This is a genomic window from Pseudomonas brassicacearum, from assembly GCF_003732265.1.
Lineage (GTDB): Bacteria > Pseudomonadota > Gammaproteobacteria > Pseudomonadales > Pseudomonadaceae > Aquipseudomonas > Aquipseudomonas brassicacearum_D.
This window is the reverse complement of record NZ_MOBK01000010.1, coordinates 192,715-218,595: the sequence shown is the minus strand read 5'-3', so window position 1 is coordinate 218,595 and position 25,881 is coordinate 192,715. Positions and strand designations below refer to the sequence as shown.

The following is a 25,881-nucleotide window of genomic DNA, read 5'->3' as shown; positions in this document are numbered from 1 at the left end:
TCGCCACTTGGCCGACGGCGGTGCGCAAGCGTTCGCTGGTGGTCAGCACTTCGCCGATCATTTCGCGCTGGCTGTCGAGGAACCGATTGAAGCCCCGCGCCAGATCACCCAGTTCATCGGCGCGGCTGGAATCTAACCTGTGGGTCAAATCTCCCCCGCCGCTACCGATGGCTACCAGTGCCGCTGTTACCTGACGGATCGGGCGCACCAAACCACGGGCCAGCAACACCACCAGCAACAGGCACACCAGCGCCACGGCCAGGCCGATGCCGCTACTCATCCACATGGCGCGGCGGGCTTCGGCGTAGATCTGCGATTGCGGCACTTCGGCCACCAGCGTCCAGCCGAGGTCCCGCAGCGGCAGACTCAAGGCGAGGAAGTCTTCGCCCTCGCGTACAAAGCTACTGTTTGTGGCAGTTTTTTGACCCATGACGGCTTGGGCCGCCGGGGCACCGATTTGCTCGGCCAAGGTGCGTTTACCGCTGAATTGCGCCTCGGGATGCACCTGGATCAAACCGTCGGAACGCACGAGATAGACCTTGCCGCGCGCCCCGAAGCTGAAGTTGTGGATCAGCTCCGACAGCTCTTTCATGCTCAACCCGAGCCCGGCAACACCCACGACTTTACCGGCGGCCTGGACCTTGAGGTCGATGAACAGCGCCAATTCTCCGGTCGCGGTGTCATTGTCGATATTGAGGGTGCGTGGCTGGTTGCTGTCGAGGAAGGAGTAGAACCAGGCGTCTTTGGGGTTGGAACGGCTGAGGGTCCGGTCCAGGCCTTTTTCGGTCAGATAATGATTGGAAGCGGTGCCGATAATCAGCGCGGTAAAGGCTTTGTGCTCGGCGCGAATGCCTTCCAGATATTGCGAGAATTCAGCGGTGCGGCCGCTGTCTTCACCGGCAGCCAACCAGTCGCGCACCATGCTATTGCTGGCAATGTCCTTGGCGGCGGTAAGGGGTTGAACGAGGATTCGTTCGATGTCGTTGCGCATCGCTTCGATGCTCGACGGCAGGGCTTGTTCGACCAGATAGCTCTGGGCGAGACGGTTAACCACGAGGGTATAAATGCCTACCACGATCAGGATACTGACCAGCAGGGCGGTACCCATGCTCAGGATCAACTGCCACTGAATACTGCGTCGCCAGAACTGCATGGTGCACCCCCAAAGAATAAGAGGCTGAAACACTGCAACAGCCGTGCCGATTGTATACAGCGCTTATCGACAATTTATTCTTTGGTTGTGCGCAAAGCCGATCAGGCCTGATTGATCGTCTTGGAGATCACTTCAACCGTGGCGCTGACTTGCTCTTGGTAACGGTCGAGTTCCTGCTTGTGCTGCTTTTTCATTTCGATTTGCTGCGAGCACAGATTCATCGCAGCCAATACCAAAAGGCGGTCACCGATCAGGGTCGGGTACTTCCGTTTGGTGTCGGCCAAAGCAGCTTTCAACATCATCGCGGCGTCCAGCAGGGTTTGCTCTTCCCCGGCCGGCGCCTTGATCGAATAGTCCTCCCCCAGGATCGAGACGACTTTTACCCCTGCGGCGCCTTGATTCATGCGCTGACCGGACCGGCGCTGACGCGCTCAACCAGGGCCTGGATGCGGGCGGCGGTAGCGCCTTGTTTCTCTTCCTGCTCCATCAGGCTCAGTTGCAGGCTTTCGTTTTCATCCTTGGCCTGAGCCAGTTCTGCGCTCAGGGTCTGGTTGCTGCCGAGCAGTGCCTGGTTCTGTTGCACCAGGTCATTTACCAGCTGTTCCAATTGGCTTAGGGATGCTTCCAACATTTTGATTTTCCGAGCATTTTCAAAGGGCGCGTACGATAAAGAAAAGTCACCACGGATGCCAGGGTTATTGGGGCCTAAAGCCTTGATTTTCCTGGCGGGCGACCTTTCTCGCGAGCAGTAGAGACTGTGATTGGCGGATCCGGTTCCTGCACTTCGTCGCCGGGGGCCCTTGTGCGACAAAAACGCGCAGGTACTCAAGACTTTAGTCGCATGACCGATAAGTCACTCATACGTCAGCTTCAGCGCCGCACGGGTGCGCTCACTTCGGTAAACACCATGTCCCTTCGTAATATGAATATCGCTCCACGAGCGTTCCTCGGTTTTGCCCTGATTGGCAGCTTGATGCTGATCCTGGGCGTGTTCGCCTTGAACCAGATGAGCAAGATTCGCGGTGCCGCCCAGGAGATCACCTTGAGCAGCGTGCCGAGTATCAAGAGCCTCGACGAATTCACACAGCTGACCCTGCGCCTGCGCGTGCTGTCTTATCGCTTGCTGGTCAACCGCGAGCCGGACGTGCAGCAGAAAACCATGGACCTGCTGGAAACCCGCAATCAGCAGATTCGCAGCGCCCAGACGACCTACGAAAAACTGATCAGCAGCCCCCAGGAACGTGCGGCCTATGATCAATACGTGCAGTTGCTGGGTCAGTACCACCAGATCGAAGACCGCATGAAGAGCCTGTCGCGCAACAATCAGGTCGATGAACTGCGCACCTTGCTCAACACCGATTTGCTGACCAACTCCGAAGCGGTCAACACCGTGCTCAACCGTTTACTGGAGATCAACACACAGCAGACCGTCGACACCAATCAGCAAGCGGCCGACCAGTATTCCTCGGCGTTCAACCTGGTGATCACCCTGCTGGTCATCGCCACCGGCCTGACCTTGCTGTTCGCCTGGTTGCTGACCAACAGCATCACCAAGCCCATCGCCAACGCCCTGAGCGCTGCCGAGGAAATTGCCGAAGGCAACCTGACGCGCCCGATCACCGTCGATGGCGAAGACGAAGCGGGCCGCTTGTTGCTGGCGATGTCGAAGATGCAGGACAAGCTACGCGACACCCTGCAACGGATTTCCGGCTCGGCCACACAACTGGCGTCCGCTGCTGAAGAGCTCAACAGCGTCACCGACGAAAGCGCCCGCGGCCTGACTCAACAGAACAACGAAATCGAACAGGCGGCCACTGCGGTCAACGAAATGACCAGCGCCGTGGAAGAAGTCGCACGTAACGCCGTGAGCACTTCCGAAGCCTCTAAAAATGCCACGACGTCGGCCGGTGATGGCCGTGATCTGGTGCAGGAAACCGTCAGCGCCATCGAACGCATGAGCGCTGATGTGCAGAGCACTGCGACGCTGATCGGCGACCTGGCCAACGAATCCCGCGACATCGGCAAGGTGCTGGACGTGATTCGCGGCCTGGCCGACCAGACCAACCTGCTGGCCCTGAACGCGGCCATCGAAGCGGCTCGCGCCGGTGAAGCCGGTCGTGGTTTTGCGGTGGTGGCGGATGAGGTGCGTGCCTTGGCGCATCGCACCCAGCAGTCGACCAGCGAGATCGAACGCATGATCGGCAGCATCCAGAGCGGCACCGAGCACGCCGTGGATTCGATGCGCAACAGCACCGAGCGCGCCGAGTCGACGCTGAACATTGCGCGTGGCGCCGGCCTGTCGCTGGACACCATCAACAGCGCCATCGTCGAAATCAACGAACGCAACCTGGTGATCGCCAGCGCCGCGGAAGAACAGGCGCAAGTGGCCCGTGAAGTGGATCGCAACCTGGTGAACATTCGTGATTTGTCGGTGCAATCGGCGACCGGGGCGAATCAGACCAGTGCGGCGAGCAATGAACTGTCGCGATTGGCACTGGACCTGAACAACATGGTTGGGCGGTTTAGCCTCTGACAGAAGTGGCTTGAAGGCTTTCTGTGGCGAGGGGGCTTGTCGGAACGCCGCACCGCCCCGTTGGGTCGCGTAGCGGCCCCAAAAACTACGACCGCGTTTACCTGGTTAAATCAGGTATGCCGATTCTGCGACTGCTGCGCAGCCGAACGGGGCGGTGCGGCGTTCCGACAAGCCCCCTCGCCACAGAAGCTCCCTCGCCACAGTCATTGCGCACACCTGCGCTGCGGTCCATTCATTTCCCCTTGCTGCAAAAACCTTTTTGACAGCATCACATTTCAACAGGTTAGAATCGCTGGCACGCAGACTGCATGGTCAGTTTGTGCCCGCCTTTCGTTTTCTGGAGTACTGCCTTTGAATGCAATCACCATCAACAGCCTGTTTCTGATCGGCGCGTTGCTGGTAGGTGCGAGCATTCTGGTGAGCTCACTTTCGTCCCGCCTCGGCATCCCGATTCTGGTGATTATCCTGGCCGTGGGCATGGCTGCCGGCGTCGACGGTGGCGGCATTATTTTCGATAACTACCCCACGGCTTATCTGGTCGGCAACCTTGCATTGGCGGTGATCCTGCTCGACGGTGGCTTGCGCACCCGGGTCGCCAGTTTCCGCGTTGCGCTGTGGCCGGCGCTGTCGCTGGCCACGGTCGGAGTACTGATTACCACGGCGTTGACCGGCATGGTGGCGGCCTGGCTATTTAACCTGAGCATCATTCAGGGTCTGCTGATCGGCGCGATTGTCGGCTCTACCGACGCCGCAGCGGTGTTCTCACTGCTGGGCGGCAAAGGCCTGAACGAACGGGTCACCGCCAGCCTCGAAATCGAATCCGGCAGCAACGACCCGATGGCGGTGTTCCTCACCGTGACCCTGATCGACATGCTCGCCAGCGGCGAGACTGGCTTGCACTGGAGCTTGCTCGGGCACTTCGTGCGCGAGTTCGGTATCGGTGCCGTCGTCGGCCTCAGCGGCGGCTGGCTGATGCTGCAACTGGTCAACCGCATCAACCTGGCCAACGGCCTTTATCCGATTCTGGTGATTGCCGGCGGTCTGGTCGTGTTTGCCCTGACCAACGCCCTGCACGGCAGCGGCTTCCTCGCGGTGTATCTGTGCGGCCTGGTCATCGGCAACCGTCCGGTGCGCAGTCGGCACGGCATTTTGCACATGCTCGACGGCATGGCCTGGCTGGCGCAGATCGGGATGTTCCTGGTGCTGGGCTTGCTGGTTACGCCGCATGACTTGCTGCCGATTGCCCTGCCCGCGCTGGGCTTGGCGCTGTGGATGATTCTGGTCGCGCGGCCGCTGTCGGTGGTGGCCGGATTGCTGCCATTCAAGGCGTTCCATGGCCGCGAAAAAGCGTTCATTTCCTGGGTAGGCCTGCGCGGCGCGGTCCCGATCATTTTGGCGGTGTTCCCGCTGATGGCCGGTTTGCCGCACGCCCAGCTCTATTTCAACCTCGCGTTCTTTATCGTGCTGGTGTCGCTGCTGGTGCAGGGCACGAGCCTGCCGTGGGTGGCCAAACTGCTGAAAGTGACGGTGCCACCAGAGCCCGCACCGATCTCGCGGTCCGCCCTGGAAGTGCATGTCACCAGTGAGTGGGAGCTGTTCATTTATCGCCTCGGTGCTGAGAAATGGTGCATCGGCTCGCCCCTTCGCGAGCTGAAAATGCCCGAAGGCACGCGCATCGCGGCGCTGTTTCGTGGCCAGCAATTGCTCCATCCGTCGGGTAGTACGGTGCTGGAAGTCGATGATTTACTGTGTGTTATCGGCCATGAACACAACCTTCCGGCCCTTGGAAAACTCTTCAGCCAGGCACCGCAACGGGGTCTGGATTTGCGCTTCTTCGGCGACTTCGTGCTCGAAGGAGACGCCCAGCTGGGCGCGGTTGCTTCGCTGTACGGGTTGAAAGTCGAAGGCATCGATCCGGACATGGCGCTCGGTCACTTCATCGCCCAGAAAGTCGGGGGTGCACCCGTGGTCGGTGACCAAGTGGAGTGGAACAACACCATTTGGACCGTGGCAGTCATGGAAGGGAACAAGATCGGCAAAGTGGGCGTCAGATTCCCCGAAGGAAGTCGCCCGGGTCCGGGCTTGTTCCTCTAAACTCCACTCTTCGTCTCGTTTTCGATCGGTCTCTATGTCAACCCTGCGCACCTTTTTCGTCATGGCCCTGCTGGGTCTGAGCCTCTCCATCGGCACGCTGCAAGCGGCCGAACCGCCATCCAGCGAAGCCGTGCAGGCAAGCCTGGACAAGATCGCCGACCGCAAGCTGCCGGAAGCCGATCAGAAAGCGCTGCAAGCGATCCTGCAGAACACGCTGACCCAGCTCAACAATGAGCGTGACTACGAGCAGAAACTCGCCGACCTCAAACAGCAACTGGCCACCGCGCCCAAGCAGAACATCGAGAACCAGCGTGAGCTGGCGCGCCTGAAAGCAACCAAGGCGCAGCCCGTCGGGCAACGCTACGCCAACCTGTCGATCCCGCAGCTCGAACAAATGCTCACCGAGCGTTCGACCCAGCAAAGCGATCTGCAAAAGGCCCTGGCAGACGCCAACAGTCTGGTGATTACCGCCCAGACCCGACCAGAGCGCGCCCAGGCGGAAATTTCGGCCAGCCAGACGCGCATTCAACAAATCAACAACACCCTCAAGACCGGTAAAGATGCCGGCAAAACCTTGAGTGGCGAACAGCGCGACTTGCTCAATGCCGAACTCGCCGCCCTGAATGCACTGATCCCGTTGCGCCGTCAGGAACTGGCCGGCAACAGTCAGTTGCAGGACCTGGGCAGCGGCCAGCACGATTTGCTCTCGGAGAAATCCGATCGCCTGGATCAGGAGATCCAGGAGCTGCAAACGCTGATCAACCAGAAACGCCTCGCCCAATCCCAGGAAACGGTGACCCAGCAATCCATCGAGGCACAGAAATCCGGTGGCAGCGCCCTGTTGGCCACCGAAAGCGCGGCCAACCTGAAGCTCTCCGACTACCTGCTCAAAAGCACCGACCGCCTCAACGAAGTCACTCAGCAAAACCTGCAGACCAAACAGCAACTGGACAACGTCACCCAGAGCGATTCGGCGCTCGACGAGCAAATCAACGTGCTCAAGGGCAGCCTGCTGCTCTCCAAGATTCTCTACAAACAGAAGCAGTCCCTGCCGCGCTTGAGGCTCGACCGCAACCTGGCCGACCAGATTGCCGACATTCGTCTCTATCAATTTGAAGTCAGCCAGCAACGCGAACTGCTGAGCAATCCGGCCACTTACGTCGACAATCTGCTGTCGACCCAGCCGCCGGATCAAGTCACCCCGCAACTGCGCAAGAGCCTGCTGGAACTGGCCACGACCCGTGCCGATCTGCTGGAGCGACTGAACCGCGAATTGAGCGCCGTGCTCAACGAATCCATCACCCTGCAACTCAATCAGAAGCAATTGCTGAGTACCGCGCAGAGCCTGCGCGCGACTCTCGACGAGCAAATGTTCTGGATCCCCAGCAACAAGCCGCTGGACCTGGAATGGATTCGCGCCGTACCGGAACGTTTGCAGCGCCAGGTCACCACCTTGCCGTGGTTTTCCAGCCTGAGTGAGCTGAGCGATGGCCTGATTCAACGGCCGCTGCTGTTCCTGCCGCTGGTGCTGCTGATCGGCGCCCTGCTGTGGCGCCGAAAAAGCCTGTATGCCCGCCTGAACAAGGTTCACAAGGACATCGGCCACTTCAAGCGCGACAGCCAGTGGCACACGCCTCAGGCCATTCTGATCAATATCTTGCTGGCGATGCCGGTCGCGCTCGGCCTGGCCTTGTGTGGCCTCGCCTTGCAGATCGACGCCCGCGGACAGAACGCCAACATGGGTGCCGCGCTGCTGCAAATGGGCCAGGCGTGGCTGGTGTTCTACACCGCCTACCGGATCCTCGCGCCGGGCGGCGTGGCGGAACTGCATTTCCGTTGGGAAAAGCCTCAGGTCGAATTCCTTCAGGGCTGGATCCGTCGACTCGGCCTGGTGGTCATGGCGCTGGTGGCCGTGGTGGCGGTCGCCGAGCTACAACCGGCGACGCTTGCCGATGACGTGCTGGGCATGCCGGTGGTGTTGACCTGCTACGCCTTGATGGCCTGGCTGCTCAGCCGCTTGCTGATGCGCAGCCCGACGCACGAGAACACTTCGCTATTCCGCAAAATCGTAGGGATCCTGTTTACCGCCCTGCCGATCGCGCTGTTCGTGGCCGTGTGCTTCGGCTACTACTACACCGCGCTCAAGCTCAGTGATCGACTGATCAACACCCTGTATCTGCTGATGTTCTGGTTGGTGATTGAAGCTACTTTTGTCCGTGGCCTCAGTGTTGCGGCGCGTCGACTGGCTTACCAGCGAGCGCTGACCAAACGCCAGGCCGCGAAAGAGGCCGGTGATGGCGAAGCGGTGATTGAAGAGCCGACGCTGGACATCGAGAAGGTCAACGAACAGTCCTTGCGCCTGATTCGTCTGGCGCTGCTTGGCGGTTTCATGGCTGCACTGTACTGGGCCTGGTCCGACCTGATTTCGGTGTTCTCGTACCTGGACAACATCACCCTCTACGAATACACCAGCGGCACCGGCGCCACCATGAGCATGGTGCCGATCAGCATCGGCGACATGCTCGGCGCGCTGATCATCATCGGTATCACCTTCGCCCTCGCCCGCAACTTGCCCGGCCTGCTGGAAGTCTTGGTGCTGTCCAAGCTCAACCTGGCGCAGGGCAGCGCCTATGCCACGACCACGCTGCTGTCCTACGTGATCGCCGGCGTCGGTTTTGTCTCGACCCTGTCGACCCTCGGCGTGAGCTGGGACAAGTTGCAATGGCTGGTGGCCGCGCTGTCGGTCGGTCTCGGTTTCGGGATGCAGGAGATCTTTGCGAACTTCATCTCCGGCATCATGATTCTGTTCGAACGCCCGGTACGGATCGGCGACACCATCACCATCGGCAACCTGTCGGGTACGGTGAGCAAGATCCGCATTCGCGCCACGACTATCACCGACTTCGACCGCAAGGACATCATCGTCCCGAACAAGACGTTCATCACCGGGCAACTGATCAACTGGTCCCTGACCGACACCATCACCCGGGTGACCCTCAAGCTCGGCGTCGATTACGGCTCGGACCTGGACCTGGTGAAAGAGCTGCTGCTCAAGGCTGCCCGGGATAACCCGCGCGTGCTGAAGGACCCGGAACCGCACGTGTACTTCCTGAACTTCGGCGAAAGCACCCTCGACCACGAGTTGCGCATGCACGTGCGTGACCTCGGCGACCGCAACCCGGTACTCGATGAAGTCAACCGCTTCATCAACCGCGAGTTCAAGAAGCAGCACATCAACATCTCGTTCCGGCAAATGGAGGTCTACCTCAAGAACCTTCATGGCCAGGAATACAAAATGGTGCCGATCGAACCGGAAACCAAAACCATCGTGCCACTGGCCGAAGGCAAACCGCTGCAAGAGCCGCCACCCGCCAAGCTCGACTAACCGACCTATCCCCAGCAGAATGCTTGGACATTCTGCTGGAGATGGCCGGTGAAAGCCCTCGACGAACTGACCTTCGATAACCGTTTTGCCCGCCTGGGCGATACGTTTTCCGCCCACGTGCTGCCCGAGCCCATCGATAACCCGCGCCTGGTGGTGGCCAGCCCTGCGGCGATGGCACTGCTGGACCTGGACCCGGCCGTGGCTGAAACCCCGGAGTTCGCCGAGCTGTTCAGCGGCCACAAACTCTGGGCCGACGCGGTGCCGAGGGCGATGGTCTATTCCGGGCATCAGTTCGGTTCCTACAACCCGCAGCTGGGTGATGGACGCGGCTTGTTGCTGGGCGAGGTCTACAACGAGGCCGGCGAACACTGGGACTTACACCTCAAGGGCGCCGGCCAGACGCCTTTTTCACGCATGGGCGATGGTCGCGCGGTGTTGCGCTCCTCGATCCGCGAATTTCTCGCCTCTGAGGCGCTGCATGCGCTGAACATCCCGACCACCCGCGCGCTGTGCGTGATCGGCTCCGATACGCCAGTCTGGCGCGAGAAGCAGGAACGCGCCGCCATGGTCCTGCGCCTGGCACCGAGCCATGTGCGCTTCGGGCATTTCGAATACTTCTACTACACCAAACGTCCTGAAAAGCAGAAAGAACTCGGCGAACACGTGCTGGCCATGCACTTCCCCGAATGCCTGGAACAGCCGGAACCGTATCTGGCAATGTTTCGCGAAATCGTCGAACGCAACGCCGGGCTGATCGCCAAGTGGCAAGCCTATGGCTTCTGCCACGGGGTGATGAACACCGACAACATGTCGATCCTCGGCATCACTTTCGACTTCGGCCCGTTCGCCTTCCTTGACGATTTCGATGCCAACTTCATCTGCAACCACTCCGACGATCAGGGCCGCTATTCCTTCAGCAATCAGGTGCCGATCGGCCAGTGGAACCTCAGCGCCCTGGCCCAGGCCCTGACGCCGTTCATCAGCGTCGAAGCCCTGCGCGAAACACTCGGGCTCTACCTGCCGCTGTACCAGGCCCACTACCTGGACCTGATGCGCCGCCGCCTCGGCTTCACCACCGCGGAAGACGATGACCAGAAACTGCTGGAACACCTGCTGCAACTGATGCAGAACAGTGGCGTCGATTACAGCCTGTTCTTCCGTCGATTGGGTGAGGACGCCCCGGAGCTGGCCGTTTCCCGCTTGCGCGATGACTTCGTCGACATCAAGGGCTTCGATGCCTGGGGCGAGCGCTATATCGCCCGGGTTGCCCGCGAAGGCGCGGATGACCAGGAACAGCGCCGGCAACGGATGCACGCGGTCAATCCGCTGTACATCCTGCGTAATTACCTGGCGCAAAAGGCTATCGATGCCGCTGAGAGCGGCGACTATTCAGAGGTTCGACGGCTGCACGCGGTGCTGAGCAATCCGTTCGAGGAACAGCCGGGGATGGAGAGTTACGCCGAGCGGCCGCCGGAGTGGGGCAAGCATTTAGAGATTAGTTGTTCGTCTTGAGCCCACCGAAATTTCAGATTGGCATCGATCGGTGCTCACGGTCATAGGCCTCGACCTATTGATAATCGGGATCTTTGCCTCCAGATCCCTGGCACTGATTGCTAATTTTCGAAGAGCCGACCATGACCGACCCACTCCTCATCCCCTGCCCCCACTGCAACGGCCTCAACCGCATCCCCGCCGAGCGCCTCAGCGACCATCCAAAATGCGGGCGCTGCAAAGCCGAGGTCTTGCTGAGCAAGCCGTTCGAATTGAAGCAAGGCGATTACGCCAGCCAGATCAAAGGCGATCTGCCGTTGCTGGTGGATGTGTGGGCCGATTGGTGCGGGCCGTGCAAGTCGTTTGCGCCGGTGTTCGAGCAGGCGGCCGGTCAGCTGGCGGGCAAGTGCCGGTTGGCGAAACTGGACAGCGAGGCGAACCAGCAGTTGTCGGCGCAGTTGGGGATTCGCTCGATTCCGAGTTTGATTCTGTTCAAGAACGGCCGGGAAGTGGCGCGCCAGAGCGGGGCGTTTCCGCTGCCGCAGTTGATGAGTTGGCTGCGTAGCCAGGGGATCTAAAACCACCACCGAATCAATGTGGGAGCGGGCTTGCTCGCGAATGCGGCGTGTCAGTTAATGTAGATGTCGACTGTCACACCGCATTCGCGAGCAAGCCCGCTCCCACATTTTGATTGCTGGTGTTAGCCGGGATCAGGCATTTTCCAGCAGGTTGTGCAGCTCGACGAATTGCTGGGTCAGCTTGTGCCGTGGGTCGAGGTGGATCAGCGGCGTGTTCGCCTGGTGGGATTCGCGCATACGCACTGAACTGGCCAGGTACACCGGCAACACCGGCAACCCTTCGGCGATCAACTCGTCGAGGATCTGCTGCGGCAGGCTGGCGCGGGCCTGGAACTGGTTGACCACGATGCCTTCGACTTCCAGGCCTTCGTTGTGGTCTTCCTTCAATTCCTCGATTTCAGCCAGCAGGCCGTACAACGCCTGACGCGAGAAGCTGTCGCAGTCGAAGGGGATCAGCACGCGATCAGCGGCAATCAACGCAGACACCGCGTAGAAGTTCAGCGCGGGCGGTGTATCCAGATAGATCCGGTCGTAATCTTCCCCCAACTCCTCAAGCAACTTACGCAGCTTGTTGATCTTGTGTTTCGCCTCAAGCTTGGGCTGCAAATCCGCCAACTCAGCCGTGGCAGTGACCACATGCAGATTCTCGAAGGGCGTTTCGTAGATGTCGACCTGGTTTTTCTTTGAGAACGGGCCGGAGGACAGGGTTTGCTTGAAGAAGTCGGCGATGCCCATCGGGATGTCACTGCCGGTGAGGCCCGTCAGGTATTGAGTGGAGTTGGCCTGGGCATCGAGATCCACCAATAGGGTGCGATAGCCCTCGCTGGCACTGACCGCCGCCAGATTGCAGGCAATACTGGATTTGCCCACGCCACCTTTTTGATTAAACACCACGCGCCGCATGTCAGACCTCCGTGTATCAAAGAATGACCGAGTGTAGTAGTCCACGGCATCGCTTAGCTACCTCCTTGGGATAGGGACTACACGGTCAGCGCCTGTTTCCCTATGAATAAGAGGCAATCTCATCCATTGAATTTGGCGTTGCGCCGACAGACGCGAGCATCCCGATGTGGATAATGGCCAAACGATAAATTTTCGCGAACCGGACGGTACATTTCCTTGCGCAAAATGTAACCAGCATTTGCTACGCACCTGTAGCACCGGGATAATGCGCGCCACTCGGCGTTACGCGCCACGTAAGGTCTGTCGCTGTTTTTGCGACTCACCGCGTCACGTTAGCCCTGCTGGGGCGGGATGTATGTCTGTGATCAACTTCAACATCGCCCAATGGCGCGCGTGGGCTCCCGGGCTCGAAAGCGTGGACGACTGGCAGGCATGGAGCCGACAACCGGTCGTGCTTGCGAGCAGCGATGCCGCCCCCGACGTGTCGTTTCTGCCCGCCATGCAGCGCCGGCGACTCAGCCGCCTGGCGCGAATGGCCTTCAGCGTCGGCTGGCCCTTGGCCGACAGTCGCAAGGACCTACCGTTGGTCTTTATTTCCCGCCACGGCGAAACGCCGCGCACGTTCGAAATCCTCAGGGATCTGGCGGCCGACCAGCCGTTGTCGCCGACTCAATTCAGCTTGTCCGTCCACAACGCCGTTATTGGTCTTTGGTCGATCATGCGTGGCGAAACCAGCGAAATGACCGCGCTCGCCGCCGCCGGTGACGGGCTTGAACACGGCATGCTAGAGGCCGCGGCGATGCTGGACGAAGGCGCGCCTGCCGTCCTGTTGATTGTCACCGAAGAACAACCGCCCGACGCCTACGAGACCTGGATCGACGATGTGCCGTTTCCGTATGCCGTGGCGTTGTTGCTAACCCCCGGTACCGACTGGCAGTTGTCCCTGAACAGCTCGACGCAATGCTTGTCCAAAGCCCACTGGCCCCATGCCCTGAATCTGTTGCGTACCCTGCTCGGCCAGCAAACCACTTGCCAACATGCCTGGAAGAATCGTGTATGGACTTGGCATCGCACCCCGTAACCGGAAAAAACCGCGACGCCTATTACTGGCGCCTGCTGGCCACTGCCGCAAGCTTCACCCTGTTCGGGTTGGGCGGCCTGTGCCTGCGGCTGGTGGTTTTTCCGTTGCTGGGTTGCCTGCCCGGTGATGCCAGGACCCACCGGCTGCGCGCCCGAAAAACCGTCAGTCGTTGCTTCTGGTTTTTTGTCCGGTTCATGGCCCGTACCGGCGTCCTGACCTACGACATCCAGGGGGCGGAAAAACTCGGTCGCCCCGGGCAAATGATCCTCGCCAATCACCCCTCGCTGATCGATGTCGTGTTTCTGATTGGCCTGGTGCGTCATGCCAATTGCGTGGTGAAACAAAGTCTCTGGGACAACCCTTTTACCCGCGCCCCGCTGCGTCGCACCGAATACATCAGCAACGACGGCAGCATGGACATGCTGGACGCGGCTGCCGATGCACTGAAAGACGGCCAGACCTTGATCATCTTTCCCGAAGGCACGCGCACCCAGCCCGGTGAGGCGCCAGCCTTTCATCGGGGGGGCGCGGCAATCGCCCTGCGCGGTGCGAAAATCCTCACCCCGGTGATCATCAAGGTCAGCCCGACGACATTGACCAAGGCCGAACCCTGGTATCGGATCCCGAAACGCCGCGTGCACTTCAGTTTTCGCGTTGGGGCCGATATAGACCCACAGTCTTTCGCAACGCTAGGCCCGCCCCCGCAGGCTTCGCGCAAGCTCAACGAATATCTGCATACTTACTTTATTAAGGAGCTCGCCGAAGATGAGCGAACTACACCGTGAAATCAAAGAACTGATCATCGACGCCCTCGGCCTCGAAGACATCAGCGCCGACGACATCGACAACGACCAGACATTGTTCGGCGAAGGCCTGGGCCTGGATTCGGTGGACGCTCTGGAGCTCGGCCTGGCGATTCAGAAAAAATACGGCATCAAAATCGACGCCGACGCCAAGGACACCCGTAATCACTTCACCAACGTGGCGAGCCTTGCGGCGTTCGTCACTGCAAAACAGGCAGCTTGAGACCGGACCATGCAAACTCGTGACGACATTTTCAACACCCTGCGCGATGCCTTGGTCGAACTCTTCGAGCTGGACCCGGCGCGCGTAAGCCTCGAATCGAACCTGTATCAGGATCTGGAAATCGACAGCATCGACGCCGTCGACCTGATCGATCACATCAAGCGTCAGACCGGCAAGAAAATCGCCGCCGAAGAATTCAAATCGGTGCGGACTGTCAGCGACGTGGTCGAGGCGGTCTATCGACTGGTTCAACCGGCAGCATGAGCCGACTGGTCGGCCTTGGCCTGCTGCTCGCGGGCCTGATGTACCCCTTTGCGGTGTATTTCGGCATGGAACATTTTGCTCCGTGGCAGTTCGGCCTGCTCTTGGGCAGCCTGTGGCTGGCGCGGGCGTTGCTCGGGGCGCGGCGTCCCGGCAGCCTGTGGATGTCGACCATCGCCATCGCTTTTTGCCTGTTGCTGGCGCTGTTCGACAGCCCGCGCTTGCTGCGCTGGTACCCGGTGCTGATCAGCGCGTTCATGCTCGGGCTGTTTGGCCTGAGCCTAAAATTCGGCCCGCCGATGGTCGAACGCCTGGCGCGCCTGCGTGAACCGCACCTGCCGGCCAAGGCCATTATTTATACGCGTCAGGTGACGATTGCCTGGTGTGTGTTTTTCATCTTTAACGGCTTGCTCGCCGCCGCCCTGACCCTTTGGGCACCGCTGAGCTGGTGGATGTTGTACACCGGTCTGATTTCCTACGGATTGATGGGCCTGCTGTTTGCCATTGAATGGCTGATACGACAACGGGTACGAGGCCACTCATGAATTGGATAAAGCTTGAGCAGCTGTTGCTCAAGGCTCAGCCGGAGCGTGCCGTCACGGCCGAACCGGCGTTGAATCATGCACAACTGTGCGAACAGGCCCTGCGTTTGGCAGCCGGCCTGCAAGCCCAGGGTGTGCAGCGCATTGCCGTGCACCTGGAAGACGCCGCAGAGCTGGCCATTGCCCTGCTCGGCGCCTGGCGCGCCGGCGTCAGCGTGCTGCTGCCCGCCGACCTGCAACCGCAGACGCGCCAGCGCTGGTCCGGCGAAGTCGATCTGTGGCTGACCGATCTGGCCGATGACGCGCCCCTGAGCGATTACCGTCACCCGCCTCTCGCGGGTGCCGCACTGAATTTGGACACCTGCCAGCTGAGCCTTTGCACTTCCGGCTCCAGTGGCGAACCCAAACGCATCGATAAAACCCTGCGCCAACTGGCCAATGAAGTTCAGGCGCTGGAACAACTCTGGGGCGCAGACCTGGGCGAGGCGTGCATTATCGGCAGCGTCGCCACTCAACACATCTATGGCTTGCTGTTTCGGGTGCTGTGGCCGTTGTGCGCCGGGCGGACATTCGTACGCAAGCAACTGGCGTTTCCCGAAGACTTGCAGCGTGCCAGCCGTGAACACCCGGCCTTCGCCTGGGTCGCCAGCCCGGCGCTGCTCAAGCGCATGGGTGACAACCTCGACTGGCCCGCCTTGAGCGCCGTGCGACGAGTGTTTTCCTCGGGTGGCGCGTTGCCCGCCGAGGCCGCGCAAAGCCTGCACCAGCGTCTGCAACAATGGCCAACGGAAATCCTCGGCAGCTCGGAAACCGGCGGCATCGCCTGGCGTCAGAGGGACGATCTCTGGCAGCCGTTTGCGGAGGTCGAACTGAGCCAGGACAGTGACGGCGCGCTGCTGATCCAGTCGCCCTATTTGCCGGCCGGCCACACCGAACACACCGCTGACGCCGCACGCATTACGGCCAACGGCCGTTTTGAATTGCTCGGACGGCTGGACCGGATCGTCAAACTGGAAGAAAAACGTATCTCGCTGCCCATGCTGGAAAAGGCCCTGATGGACCACAACTGGGTCGCGGAAGCGCGCCTCGGCGTGGTCCAGGAAAACCGCGCCTCGCTGGGTGCGCTGTTGGTGTTGAGCGAATCGGGCTTGCATGCCTTGCGCAATCAGGGTCGACGCACCCTCACGCAGGAACTGCGTCAGCACCTGACCCAGCACTGCGAAACCCTCGCCCTGCCACGACGCTGGCGATTGCTGCGGCAAATGCCTCTGAACGCGCAGGGCAAACTGCCTCAGGCCGATGTCGAAGCCTTATTGCTGGCGCCCCGAGTCAAAGCACCGGAAGTGCTCGAACAGGTTGAAGTCGGCGGCGAGTGGAGCCTTCAGCTGGCGGTCCCGCCGGACCTCGCTTACTTCAGCGGCCACTTCCCGCAAACCCCGGTACTGCCCGGCGTGGTGCAGGTGGAATGGGCGATGAGCCTCGGCCAGCAATTGATGGACCTGCCGGCAAAATTCGCGGGCATGGAAGTGCTGAAATTCCAGCAACTGGTGCGCCCCGGTGACGAAATCCAGTTGCACCTGCGCTTTGACCCGGAGCGCAGCAAATTGTATTTCGCCTATCGAAATGAAACCGCCACCTGCTCCAGTGGGCGGATTTTGCTGGAGGCGCCAAGCAATGCATAACCTGTGGAGTGGCCGCTTGTTGTGGCGAGGGAGCTTGTCGGATCGCCGCACCGTCCCGTTCGAGTGCGCAGCACTCGTCATGAAATCGGCATTGAATGGTTTTGGGGCTGCTTCGCATCCCAACGGGAGCAAGCTCCCTCGCCACAGGGGTTCTGTGGAGGTTTCAGATCGTGCATAGCCCCTGCGCCGTGATCCCGGTCTACAACCACGAAACCGCAATCACCGCTGTGGTCGATGCGCTGATCGCCAGTGGCCTGCCGTGCATTCTGGTGGACGATGCCAGCGATCAAGCCTGCGCCAGGGTGCTCGACCGATTGGCCCAGCGCGAGATGGTCAACCTGATCCGCCTCACGGCCAACCAGGGCAAGGGCGGCGCCGTCATGACCGGCCTGCGCGAAGCTTCACGCCTGGGTTTCAGCCACGCGCTGCAAGTCGACGCCGACGGACAGCACGACCTGCAAGATGTGCCGCTGTTCATCGCACAATCACGCGCCCACCCCGGCGCAGTCATCTGCGGTTACCCGCAATACGACGCCAGCGTGCCGAAAGGTCGTTTGTACGCCCGCTACCTGACGCACGTCATGGTGTGGATCAACACGTTGTCCTTGCAGATTCGCGACTCCATGTGCGGCTTTCGCGTCTATCCATTACCGCCGACGCTGGCGCTGATCGACTCGGCGAAGATCGGCAAACGCATGGACTTTGATTCCGACATTCTCGTGCGCCTGGCCTGGCGCAACCTGCCGATGCAGTGGCTGCCGACCCGGGTTCATTACCCGCTGGACGGCGTCTCGCATTTCCGCCTGTTCCACGACAATGTGCTGATTTCCAGCATGCACACACGGCTGTTTTTCGGCATGTTGCTGCGGGCACCGGTGATCCTCTGGCGACGGTGGCGGGCATGAGCAGTGACGTAGATAAAAAGCACTGGGCCGACCGCCAGGAGCGAGGCAGTTTCTGGCTGATGAAGCTCACCGCGTTCGGCGCCAAAGTATTGGGACGTCGGCTGTTGAGCCCGATTTTGTATGGCATCGTCCTGTACTTTTTCCTGTTCGGCCGCAGTGCGCGCCACAGCGCCTGGCAGTACCAGCAACGTCTCGTCGACTGGAGCGGTCGCACGGAACTGCGTCCCTCCCATTGGCGGGTGTTCGGCCAGTTCATGGCATTCGCCGACTCCATGCTCGACAAGCTCGACGTGTGGAACGGCAAGCTGAGCATCGACCAGATCGAAATCATCGACCCGGCGCTGCTGCGCAATCAACTGCGCGGCACCCGCGGGCAGATGCTGGTGGGCGCGCACCTGGGCAATCTCGAGGTCTGCCGCGCACTCGCGGAAATCGGCGAAAGAGTCACGATGAACGTGCTGGTCCACACCAAGCACGCCGAACAGTTCAACCGCTTGCTCGGCGAGGCCGGTGCAACCAATCTGCGGTTGATCCAGGTCAGCGAGCTGGACCCGGTGATCATGCTGCAATTGCATGAACGCCTTGAGCGCGGCGAATGGCTGGCGATTGCCGGCGATCGCGTGCCACTGCACGGCGGACGCAGTGTGACCGTGGATTTTCTCGGCCATCCGGCGGCGTTCCCTCAGGGGCCGTGGTTGCTCGCCGGTTTGCTGAAATGCCCGATCAATCTGCTGATGTGCCTGAAAAAACCATCGGGCCAATACCGCGTGACCCTCGAACCGTTTGCCGAGGCCGTGGTGTGGAAACGCAGCGACCGCGAACAGGTCATTCATCAGTGGGCGTCCCGCTATGCCGAGCGCCTGGGTCACTATTGCCTCGAAGCGCCCCAACAATGGTTCAACTTTTACCCTTTCTGGAAGACCGATGACGACGCCAACGCATGAGCCGGTAACCTTCGGCGAACTCCCTTTGCGCATCGAAGACGTGCTGGCCCTGGCCAACCGTCAGGTGCCGACGCAATTGCAGGGCGACTCCGCGTACCGCGAGCGCATCGCCAAGGGCGCGCGATTCCTCGATTCCCTGCTGGACAAGGAAGGCGTGATCTATGGCGTGACCACCGGTTATGGCGACTCCTGCGTGGTCGCGGTACCGCTGCATCACGTCGAGGCGCTGCCCCGTCATCTGTATACCTTTCACGGCTGCGGCCTGGGCAAACTGCTCGACGCACAGGCCACCCGCGCGGTGCTCGCCGCGCGTTTGCAGTCGCTGTGCCATGGCGTGTCCGGTGTGCGCGTGGAACTGCTGGAACGCCTGCAAGCGTTCCTCGAACACGACATCCTGCCGCTGATCCCGGAAGAAGGTTCGGTGGGTGCCAGCGGTGATCTGACGCCGTTGTCCTACGTTGCCGCGACCCTGTCCGGTGAACGCGAAGTGATGTTCCGCGGTGAACGTCGACAAGCCGCCGACGTGCACCGTGAACTGGGATGGCAGCCGTTGGTACTGCGTCCGAAAGAAGCGCTGGCCTTGATGAACGGCACCGCGGTGATGACCGGCCTCGCCTGCCTGGCCTTCGCCCGCGCCGATTACCTGCTGCAACTGGCCACCCGCATCACCGCATTGAACGTGGTGGCGTTGCAGGGCAACCCGGAACACTTCGACGAGCGCCTGTTCGCCGCCAAACCGCATCCGGGGCAGATGCAAGTCGCCGCGTGGCTGCGCAAGGATCTGGCGATCGACGCGCCGACCGCGCCATTGCACCGCCTGCAAGACCGTTATTCCCTGCGTTGCGCGCCCCATGTCCTCGGCGTGTTGGCGGACAGCCTGAACTGGCTGCGCTCGTTCATCGAAATTGAACTCAACAGCGCCAACGACAATCCGATCATCGACGCTGAAGCCGAGCGTGTGTTGCACGGCGGGCATTTCTACGGCGGTCACATCGCGTTCGCCATGGACAGCCTGAAGAACCTGGTGGCCAACGTGGCTGACTTGCTCGACCGTCAACTCGCGTTGCTGGTGGACGAGCGTTACAACCATGGCTTGCCGAGCAATCTGTCCGGCGCCAGCGCTGACCGGGCGATGCTCAACCACGGCTTCAAGGCCGTGCAGATCGGCACCAGCGCATGGACCGCCGAAGCCCTGAAAAACACCATGCCGGCCAGCGTTTTCTCGCGCTCTACCGAGTGCCACAACCAGGACAAAGTGAGCATGGGCACCATCGCCGCCCGCGATGCGATTCGCGTACTGGAGCTGACCGAACAGGTCGCCGCCGCGACCCTGCTCGCCGCTAACCAGGGTGTGTGGCTGCGCAGCAAGGCCGAGGATGCTCGCCCGTTGCCGCCAGCGCTGGCCGCCATGCACGACGAGCTGGCCAAGGATTTCCCGCCGGTCATCGAAGACCGTGCCCTGGAAGGCGAATTGCGCCTGTGCCTGAAACAAATTGCCGAGCAACACTGGAGGCTGCATGCGTAGCAAGGGAGTGCTTCACACCGATACGGAAATCCAGGTGCCGTTCTTTGACGTCGACACCATGCACGTGGTCTGGCACGGCCATTACGTCAAGTATCTGGAAGTTGCCCGCTGTGCGCTGCTGGACAAGATCGGCCACAACTACACGGCGATGTCCGACTCGGGTTACGCCTGGCCCGTCATCGACTTGCAGCTTCGCTACGTGCGCGGCGCCGTGTTCGGCCAGAAGCTGAACGTGCGGGCGAATCTGGTGGAGTGGGAGAACCGGTTGAAGATCAACTACCTGATCAGTGACCTGGAAACCGGTGAACGCCTGACCCGCGCCAGCTCCGTGCAAGTCGCCGTCGACATGGCCAGCCGCGAAATGCAGCTGGCCTCACCGAAGGTGTTTACCGACGCTGTCGACAGGATGCTGGCATGAACCCGATCTTCAAAGGCCTCGGTGCGCTGGTACTGCTCGGTTTGTCATCGCTCGCCCACGCTTTCGATCTGCAACAACTAAGCGATCAACTGGCCAAGCCCGAGGTGATCCACGGCAACTTCATCCAGGAAAAACACCTGCGCGCCCTGCCCCAGCCGCTGACCAGCAAGGGCACATTTGTTCTCGCGAAAAATAATGGCCTGCTGTGGCTGCTGAAAACGCCGCTGCAACAGGATTACCGCATCACCGCCAAGGGCATTGCCCGACGTGACGCCAGCGGGTGGCAAATGCTGCCAGGCAAGAGCGCCGGCGCCGAGCAGAACCGCTTGTTCCTCGCCGTGCTGCAAGGCGACAGCAGCGGTTTGCAGCGTGACTTCGAGCTGTCATTGAGTGGCGACGCGCAGAACTGGAAGCTGACGTTGATCCCGCGCTCTCTGCTGCTCAAGCAGGTGTTCAAACAGATCAACATCACCGGCGGCGAATTGGTCAGCACCATCGAACTGCTGGAAACCCAGGGCGACAGCACCCTGTTGCGCATGCAGGACAGCACCCGCTTCCAACCGTTGAGCACTGCGGAGCAACATGACTTTGCCGAGTGAACGCAGGCTGCCATGGCTATTTCTGATCCTGCTGCTGGCAGTGCTCGCGCTCGCCGGTTGGCAATGGCGCGACGGCGCACCGCTGTCGGCCAACTTGATGGAACTGGTGCCGGGTACGGCGCCGGACGCGTTGGAACTGCGCGCCGAACAACGCATGCAGGAACCGCTGAACCGCGAAATGCTGGTGTTGGTCGGCCACACGGATCGCGAGCAAGCCACCGCCATGGCGCAGAAGCTCGGCGAGCAATGGCAGGCCAGCGGTCTGTTCGAGAAGGTCCAGTGGACTCTGCAAGCCGACTTGCCCGCATTGCGCACGCAACTGCTGCAAGGCCGATTGGCGATGCTGTCCGAGACGGATCGACAACAACTGATCGAGCATCCCGACGCCTTCATCCAGCAACGGGTGCAAGCGCTATTCGATCCCTTCACCGGCTTCAGCCTGGTGCCAAGCCAGGATGACTGGCTGGGCCTGACCGGACGCATCCAGAACAGCCAGCCGCAACACGGCGACGTGCAACTGGATATCGGCAGCGGCGCGTTGATCGCCGATGCCGATGGCAAGAGCTGGGTGATGCTGCGGGCAAAAACCACCGGCAACGCCTTCGACATGAGCCTGCCGCTGCAAGTGGCCGACCTGCTGAAACACAGCCGCGAACAAGCGGCGCAGTCTGACGTGCAATTGCTGGCAGCCAGCGGATTGCTCTACGCCGCGAGCGGTCAGCAACAAGCCACCCGCGAGATCACGTGGGTCGGTGGCGGCGCCACTCTGGGGATTCTCGCGTTGCTGTTGCTGGCCTTCCGCCGCTGGCGGGTATTGCTCGCGTTCATTCCGGTGCTGGTGGGCATGCTGTTTGGTGCGGTGGCCTGCGTGGCGCTGTTCGGCCATATGCATGTGATGACGCTGGTGCTCGGCTCCAGCCTGATCGGTGTGGCCGTCGACTATCCGCTGCATTACCTGTCGAAAAGCTGGAGCCTGAAACCCTGGCACAGTTGGCCGGCATTACGCCTGACGCTGCCGGGCCTGACGCTGAGCCTGATCACCAGTTGCATCGGTTACCTGGCGCTGGCGTGGACACCGTTCCCGGCCCTGACCCAGATCGCCGTATTCTCCGCCGCCGGTTTGCTCGGTGCCTACCTGTCCGCCGTTTGCCTGCTGCCGGCGTTGCTCAAGGGTGCGGACATACGACCCGCGCAGTGGCCACTGCGCCTCTGCGAAAACCTGGTTAGCCTGCGTGAAGCGCTGCTCAAGCAGGCCAGCACGCCGGTGTTGCTGGCCCTGCTGATCGCCTTCTGCGTGGGTGGCCTGCTGAAACTCGACAGCAAAAATGACATCCGCCAGTGGATCGGCGCACCGCAGCAATTGACTGATGAAGCCAAGACCATTGCGCGCATCACCGGCTTTCAACCGACCAGCCAGTTCTTCCTGGTGCGCGGCGCCAATCAGCAAGAACTGCTGGAGCGTCAGACCGCGTTGAGCGAACGGCTGGATCAGTTGGTGAACCTGGAAAAACTCCAGGGTTACCTGTCGCTGAATCAGCTGGTCAGCCAGCCAAGCGAACAGCAGCAAGCGCGTGAAGCACTGGGCAAGCTGCCGCAGTTCTGGCAACCGCTGCTCGACGTCGGCGTACCGGCCGAAGCGCTGCACGCCGAGCTGACGAAATTGCAGGCGTTGCCCACCGAAGACATCGATGCCGCACTGCTCGGCCCGTTGGCGGAACCCTACCGCCCACTGTGGCTGGGGCCGACCGATGACGGTGGCGTGGCGGCGATGGTCAGCCTGCAGGGCCTGAACGACCCCACCCTGTTACGCGTCCAAGCGTTGGACTTGCCCGGTGTAAAACTGGTCGACCGCCTCGGTGAATTGAACAACGTTTTCGCCGCGACACAGATCAGCGCAGCGGAGCTCAAACTCGCCTCCTGCGCGCTGATCGTGCTGGTGTTGATGCTGCCATTCGGTCTCGGCGGCGCCTTGCGCATCGTTGCCCTGCCACTGCTCGCCGCGTTGTGCAGCCTGGCCAGTCTTGGCTGGCTCGGGCAACCGCTCACACTGTTCAGTCTGTTCGGTCTGCTGCTGGTGACGGCGATCAGCGTCGATTACGCGATCCTCATGCGCGAACAGGTCGGCGGCGCCGCTGTGAGCCTGCTGGGTACCTTGCTGGCAGCGCTGACCACTTGGCTGTCGTTCGGTTTGCTCGCGGTATCGAGCACGCCGGCGGTGAGCAATTTTGGTCTGTCAGTGAGCCTGGGGCTGGCCTTCAGTTTCATCCTGGCGCCATGGGCCGGACGACATCCGCACACCGCTGCGGTCGCGGAGTCAACCGCATGATGATTGTCCTGTTCTGGCTGATGGCCCTCGCGTTGTTCGCCGTGGCCACCCGTGTCGGTCGTCATTTCGGCCTGATCCCCATCGTCAGCCAGTTGCTGCTGGCAACCTTCGGCCTGCCACTGCTGATGTACTTCTGGATCGAACCCGGTTGGCAGCTCAGCGGCGCTGAACTGATCTCGCCGACGTGGCTGAAAAACCTCTACAGCCTGAGCTTCGCCTTGCTGCTGGGGCACATTCTGAGTGACGTGATCGACCTGCGGCTGGATCGCCAGAGCCTGAAAATCGCCCTGCCGAGTTTTTGCATTCCGTTCGCGGGCGGGCTGGCGACGGCGGTGTGGCTGCTGCCCGCGCAATCGTGGATCAGTTCATTGGCGGTGGGCCTGGTATTCGCCATCACCGCGATTCCGGTGCTGTATTTGTACCTGCGCCACATCAATTACCCGCCCGACGCCACCCGGCGCCTGGTGCAGACCGCGATCCTCATCGACCTGGCATGCTGGACGCTGTTCGGCTTCGCCCAGGGCAGCCTGCACCTGAGCAGTCTGCTGTTGCCGCTGGCCGGCGCTTGCCTGCCGGTGCTGCTGCGCCTGCTCGGTTTGCGTCAGCCTTTGCTGCACAGCGGCTGCTTCTTCGCGCTGCTGGTGGTCGCCGAGCACTTCAAGCTCAACGCGCTGATTTTCGGCATCGGTTATCTGCTGTGCATGGCCGCGCTGAAAGTGCCGTTGGTATGGCCAATATCCGCAGTGTCGATGACCCGTCTGCAAACCTGGATCGCCATCCCGCTGATCCTCACGTTCGGCATTGTGCAGATCAACGTTCACGCCGCCATGAGCAGCTTGAGCTGGCTGCAACTGGCGGCACTGCTGCTGTTGCCGATTGCCAGCAAACTGCTGGGCAACTGGCTGGGTCTTGGTTGGGCCGGCGCCTCCTTTGAAGGCGCCAGCCGCTGGCGGGAAAGCCTGCTGCTGAATATTCGTGGCTTGAGCGAGATCGTTTTTCTCAACCTGCTGCTGCAACAACAGCTCATCAGCCCGGCGCTGTACTTTGCGCTGATGGTGATGGGCCTGATCGCGACGCTGCTGCCGGCACTCGCCGGGATGCACAGCCCCCCTTTGACCATCGCCGCCCCGGCAAGGAGCCCCCGTGCCAACAGTTGAATTGCAACGTCGCCAGGTCGTCGTCATCGGCGCGGGGCCCTCGGGCGCCATCGCTGCCGCGCTGCTCAAGCGTAACGGTCACGACGTGCTGATGATCGAGCGCCAGCACTTCCCGCGGTTTTCCATCGGCGAGAGCCTGTTGTCGCATTGCCTGGACTTCGTTGAAGAAGCCGGCATGCTCGAGGCCGTGAACGCTGCCGGTTTCCAGCTTAAAAACGGCGCCGCGTTCGCCTGGGGCGAGCAGTACAGCGCCTTCGATTTTGGCGACACGTTCAGCCATGGCAAGCCGACCACATTCCAGGTGCAGCGCGCCGATTTCGACAAGTTGCTGGCCGATCAGGCGGCGCTGCAAGGCGTAGAAGTGCGTTACGGCGAAGCCATCGTCAGCGTCGATTTCGACTTGTCGAAGCCGCAACTCGAGGTGCTACGCGAAGACGGCAGCCAGTACCGCATCGAAGCCGATTTCGTGCTCGATGCCAGCGGCTACGGTCGTGTGCTGCCGCGCTTGCTGGACCTTGAAGCGCCGTCGAATTTCCCGGTGCGCCAGGCCGTGTTTACCCACATCGAAGACCACATCGACAGCCCGTCCTTCGAGCGGGAAAAAATCCTCATTACCACTCACCCGATCCATCGCGACATCTGGTTCTGGACCATCCCGTTCAGCAACGGTCGTTGCTCGGTGGGTGTGGTCGCGGCCGCGGAACATTTCGAAGGCCGCATGGAGAATCTGGACGACTGCCTGCGCGGGTTCATCGCTGAAACCCCAAGCCTGGCGGGCGTACTGAAAAATGCCGTGTGGGACACGCCCGCGCGCACCATCGGCGGCTACTCGGCCAACGTCAAAACCTTGCACGGCCCGGGCTTTGCGCTGCTCGGCAACGCCGCGGAATTCCTCGACCCGGTGTTCTCCTCCGGCGTGACCATCGCCATGCGCTCGGCGAGCATGGCCGCTGGCGTGTTGCATCGTCAGCTGCAAGGGGAAAGCGTCGACTGGCAGACCGAGTTCGCCGAACCGCTTAAGCGTGGCGTCGACACCTTCCGCTGCTACGTCGAGGGCTGGTACGCCGGGACCTTCCAGGATGTGATCTACCATCCAGGCAGCTCGCCGGACATTCGTCGCATGATCAGCGCGATTCTCGCCGGTTATGCCTGGGACGAACGCAACCCGTTCGTCAGTGAACCCAAGCGTCGGCTGCGGGTGTTATCAGAACTCTGCGCCAGAGATGTCACATGAATGACAGGACCGCCTGTTTGCGGTGCAACTCCCTTGAAGGTAAT

At 61.1% G+C, this 25,881-nt stretch carries 22 protein-coding genes and 2 pseudogenes; 20 read left to right on the top strand and 4 right to left on the bottom strand.

Translation table 11 applies throughout. The annotated features are described in order from the left end of the window. Window positions 1-79: 79 nt before the first annotated feature. The 3 genes and pseudogenes from BK660_RS33705 to BK660_RS24990 form a co-directional block, all read right to left on the bottom strand. Window positions 80-1,108, bottom strand: a pseudogene (locus BK660_RS33705) (HAMP domain-containing protein); the annotation flags it as partial. A 146-nt stretch (window positions 1,109-1,254) separates the two neighbouring features. After that, entirely contained in the window at window positions 1,255-1,557 is a 303-nt protein-coding gene (locus BK660_RS24995) for a cell division protein ZapA (protein WP_123435544.1), read from the bottom strand. After that, on the bottom strand, window positions 1,554-1,784 hold the full coding sequence (locus BK660_RS24990; protein WP_007947124.1) for a hypothetical protein: 231 nt from the start codon (window positions 1,782-1,784) through the stop codon (window positions 1,554-1,556). The genes BK660_RS24995 and BK660_RS24990 overlap by 4 nt, the downstream gene beginning before the upstream one ends. A gap of 210 nt (window positions 1,785-1,994) precedes the next feature. Here BK660_RS24990 and BK660_RS33700 point away from each other — a divergent pair. The 6 genes and pseudogenes from BK660_RS33700 to trxC all read left to right on the top strand — a co-directional run. Further along, window positions 1,995-2,831: pseudogene (locus tag BK660_RS33700) on the top strand (MCP four helix bundle domain-containing protein); the annotation flags it as partial. Further along, window positions 2,814-3,686 (top strand): methyl-accepting chemotaxis protein, encoded by an 873-nt coding sequence (locus tag BK660_RS33695; protein ID WP_404942955.1) that lies wholly within the window; start codon window positions 2,814-2,816, stop codon window positions 3,684-3,686. The pseudogene BK660_RS33700 and the gene BK660_RS33695, both read left to right, overlap by 18 nt. A 351-nt stretch (window positions 3,687-4,037) precedes the next feature. Beyond that, window positions 4,038-5,780: a potassium/proton antiporter gene (locus BK660_RS24980; RefSeq protein WP_123435543.1), complete on the top strand. Its 1,743-nt coding sequence runs from the start codon at window positions 4,038-4,040 to the stop codon at window positions 5,778-5,780. Between the two features lie 34 nt (window positions 5,781-5,814). After that, window positions 5,815-9,165 carry a mechanosensitive channel MscK gene (mscK, locus tag BK660_RS24975; protein WP_123435542.1) on the top strand — a complete coding sequence of 1,117 codons (3,351 nt, stop codon included), beginning with the start codon at window positions 5,815-5,817 and terminating at the stop codon, window positions 9,163-9,165. A 48-nt stretch (window positions 9,166-9,213) separates the two neighbouring features. Then, complete coding sequence (gene selO / locus BK660_RS24970) at window positions 9,214-10,677, top strand: protein adenylyltransferase SelO (protein WP_123435541.1); 1,464 nt, start codon at window positions 9,214-9,216, stop codon at window positions 10,675-10,677. A gap of 122 nt (window positions 10,678-10,799) precedes the next feature. Continuing rightward, on the top strand, window positions 10,800-11,234 hold the full coding sequence (gene trxC, locus BK660_RS24965) for a thioredoxin TrxC (protein ID WP_123435540.1): 435 nt from the start codon (window positions 10,800-10,802) through the stop codon (window positions 11,232-11,234). Between the two features lie 132 nt (window positions 11,235-11,366). On the opposite strand, the gene BK660_RS24960 is transcribed toward trxC, so the two are convergent. After that, window positions 11,367-12,137: a ParA family protein gene (locus BK660_RS24960; RefSeq protein ID WP_123435539.1), complete on the bottom strand. Its 771-nt coding sequence runs from the start codon at window positions 12,135-12,137 to the stop codon at window positions 11,367-11,369. A 355-nt stretch (window positions 12,138-12,492) separates the two neighbouring features. Between BK660_RS24960 and BK660_RS24955 the strand changes: the two genes are divergently transcribed. From BK660_RS24955 to BK660_RS24890, 14 genes are all read left to right on the top strand, one after another. Beyond that, window positions 12,493-13,218 carry a beta-ketoacyl synthase chain length factor gene (locus tag BK660_RS24955; RefSeq protein WP_123435538.1) on the top strand — a complete coding sequence of 242 codons (726 nt, stop codon included), beginning with the start codon at window positions 12,493-12,495 and terminating at the stop codon, window positions 13,216-13,218. Next, on the top strand, window positions 13,194-14,003 hold the full coding sequence (locus BK660_RS24950) for a lysophospholipid acyltransferase family protein (protein ID WP_123435537.1): 810 nt from the start codon (window positions 13,194-13,196) through the stop codon (window positions 14,001-14,003). Before BK660_RS24955 ends, BK660_RS24950 begins: the two co-directional genes overlap by 25 nt. Then, on the top strand, window positions 13,984-14,244 hold the full coding sequence (locus tag BK660_RS24945; RefSeq protein ID WP_123435536.1) for a phosphopantetheine-binding protein: 261 nt from the start codon (window positions 13,984-13,986) through the stop codon (window positions 14,242-14,244). The genes BK660_RS24950 and BK660_RS24945 overlap by 20 nt, the downstream gene beginning before the upstream one ends. 9 nt (window positions 14,245-14,253) lie before the next feature. Beyond that, window positions 14,254-14,508, top strand: a complete 255-nt coding sequence (locus BK660_RS24940; RefSeq protein WP_007947135.1) for an acyl carrier protein — start codon at window positions 14,254-14,256, stop codon at window positions 14,506-14,508. Then, window positions 14,505-15,050 carry a COG4648 family protein gene (locus BK660_RS24935; protein ID WP_123435535.1) on the top strand — a complete coding sequence of 182 codons (546 nt, stop codon included), beginning with the start codon at window positions 14,505-14,507 and terminating at the stop codon, window positions 15,048-15,050. Before BK660_RS24940 ends, BK660_RS24935 begins: the two co-directional genes overlap by 4 nt. Next, the gene (locus BK660_RS24930; RefSeq protein WP_123435534.1) at window positions 15,047-16,729 is read left to right on the top strand and encodes an acyl-CoA synthetase family protein; all 1,683 of its coding nucleotides are present in this window, start codon (window positions 15,047-15,049) and stop codon (window positions 16,727-16,729) included. Before BK660_RS24935 ends, BK660_RS24930 begins: the two co-directional genes overlap by 4 nt. A gap of 170 nt (window positions 16,730-16,899) precedes the next feature. Continuing rightward, the gene (locus BK660_RS24925) at window positions 16,900-17,634 is read left to right on the top strand and encodes a glycosyltransferase family 2 protein (protein WP_123435533.1); all 735 of its coding nucleotides are present in this window, start codon (window positions 16,900-16,902) and stop codon (window positions 17,632-17,634) included. After that, entirely contained in the window at window positions 17,631-18,578 is a 948-nt protein-coding gene (locus BK660_RS24920) for an LpxL/LpxP family acyltransferase (RefSeq protein ID WP_123435532.1), read from the top strand. Before BK660_RS24925 ends, BK660_RS24920 begins: the two co-directional genes overlap by 4 nt. Continuing rightward, window positions 18,559-20,103: an HAL/PAL/TAL family ammonia-lyase gene (locus BK660_RS24915; protein WP_123435531.1), complete on the top strand. Its 1,545-nt coding sequence runs from the start codon at window positions 18,559-18,561 to the stop codon at window positions 20,101-20,103. The genes BK660_RS24920 and BK660_RS24915 overlap by 20 nt, the downstream gene beginning before the upstream one ends. Then, the gene (locus BK660_RS24910) at window positions 20,096-20,521 is read left to right on the top strand and encodes an acyl-CoA thioesterase (protein WP_123435530.1); all 426 of its coding nucleotides are present in this window, start codon (window positions 20,096-20,098) and stop codon (window positions 20,519-20,521) included. The genes BK660_RS24915 and BK660_RS24910 overlap by 8 nt, the downstream gene beginning before the upstream one ends. Next, window positions 20,518-21,120, top strand: a complete 603-nt coding sequence (locus BK660_RS24905) for an outer membrane lipoprotein carrier protein LolA (RefSeq protein WP_123435529.1) — start codon at window positions 20,518-20,520, stop codon at window positions 21,118-21,120. The genes BK660_RS24910 and BK660_RS24905 overlap by 4 nt, the downstream gene beginning before the upstream one ends. Then, window positions 21,104-23,446: an MMPL family transporter gene (locus BK660_RS24900; protein ID WP_123435528.1), complete on the top strand. Its 2,343-nt coding sequence runs from the start codon at window positions 21,104-21,106 to the stop codon at window positions 23,444-23,446. Before BK660_RS24905 ends, BK660_RS24900 begins: the two co-directional genes overlap by 17 nt. Continuing rightward, window positions 23,443-24,603: a sodium:proton antiporter gene (locus BK660_RS24895; RefSeq protein WP_123435527.1), complete on the top strand. Its 1,161-nt coding sequence runs from the start codon at window positions 23,443-23,445 to the stop codon at window positions 24,601-24,603. The genes BK660_RS24900 and BK660_RS24895 overlap by 4 nt, the downstream gene beginning before the upstream one ends. Continuing rightward, window positions 24,590-25,837 carry an NAD(P)/FAD-dependent oxidoreductase gene (locus BK660_RS24890; RefSeq protein WP_123435526.1) on the top strand — a complete coding sequence of 416 codons (1,248 nt, stop codon included), beginning with the start codon at window positions 24,590-24,592 and terminating at the stop codon, window positions 25,835-25,837. The genes BK660_RS24895 and BK660_RS24890 overlap by 14 nt, the downstream gene beginning before the upstream one ends. Window positions 25,838-25,881 lie beyond the last annotated feature (44 nt).

Excerpts from the sequence above, each read along its gene's own strand:
- BK660_RS24930 (WP_123435534.1), top strand. The coding sequence starts at position 15,047 with ATGAATTGGATAAAGCTTGAGCAGCTGTTGCTCAAGGCTCAGCCGGAG.
- BK660_RS24895 (WP_123435527.1), top strand. The coding sequence starts at position 23,443 with ATGATGATTGTCCTGTTCTGGCTGATGGCCCTCGCGTTGTTCGCCGTG.
- BK660_RS24935 (WP_123435535.1), top strand. The coding sequence starts at position 14,505 with ATGAGCCGACTGGTCGGCCTTGGCCTGCTGCTCGCGGGCCTGATGTAC.
- BK660_RS24900 (WP_123435528.1), top strand. The coding sequence starts at position 21,104 with ATGACTTTGCCGAGTGAACGCAGGCTGCCATGGCTATTTCTGATCCTG.
- BK660_RS24940 (WP_007947135.1), top strand. The coding sequence starts at position 14,254 with ATGCAAACTCGTGACGACATTTTCAACACCCTGCGCGATGCCTTGGTC.
- BK660_RS24960 (WP_123435539.1), bottom strand. The coding sequence starts at position 12,137 with ATGCGGCGCGTGGTGTTTAATCAAAAAGGTGGCGTGGGCAAATCCAGT.
- BK660_RS24915 (WP_123435531.1), top strand. The coding sequence starts at position 18,559 with ATGACGACGCCAACGCATGAGCCGGTAACCTTCGGCGAACTCCCTTTG.
- trxC (WP_123435540.1), top strand. The coding sequence starts at position 10,800 with ATGACCGACCCACTCCTCATCCCCTGCCCCCACTGCAACGGCCTCAAC.
- BK660_RS24905 (WP_123435529.1), top strand. The coding sequence starts at position 20,518 with ATGAACCCGATCTTCAAAGGCCTCGGTGCGCTGGTACTGCTCGGTTTG.
- BK660_RS24945 (WP_123435536.1), top strand. The coding sequence starts at position 13,984 with ATGAGCGAACTACACCGTGAAATCAAAGAACTGATCATCGACGCCCTC.
- BK660_RS33695 (WP_404942955.1), top strand. The coding sequence starts at position 2,814 with ATGTCGAAGATGCAGGACAAGCTACGCGACACCCTGCAACGGATTTCC.
- mscK (WP_123435542.1), top strand. The coding sequence starts at position 5,815 with ATGTCAACCCTGCGCACCTTTTTCGTCATGGCCCTGCTGGGTCTGAGC.
- BK660_RS24990 (WP_007947124.1), bottom strand. The coding sequence starts at position 1,784 with ATGTTGGAAGCATCCCTAAGCCAATTGGAACAGCTGGTAAATGACCTG.
- BK660_RS24950 (WP_123435537.1), top strand. The coding sequence starts at position 13,194 with ATGGACTTGGCATCGCACCCCGTAACCGGAAAAAACCGCGACGCCTAT.
- BK660_RS24910 (WP_123435530.1), top strand. The coding sequence starts at position 20,096 with ATGCGTAGCAAGGGAGTGCTTCACACCGATACGGAAATCCAGGTGCCG.
- BK660_RS24955 (WP_123435538.1), top strand. The coding sequence starts at position 12,493 with ATGTCTGTGATCAACTTCAACATCGCCCAATGGCGCGCGTGGGCTCCC.
- BK660_RS24995 (WP_123435544.1), bottom strand. The coding sequence starts at position 1,557 with ATGAATCAAGGCGCCGCAGGGGTAAAAGTCGTCTCGATCCTGGGGGAG.
- BK660_RS24920 (WP_123435532.1), top strand. The coding sequence starts at position 17,631 with ATGAGCAGTGACGTAGATAAAAAGCACTGGGCCGACCGCCAGGAGCGA.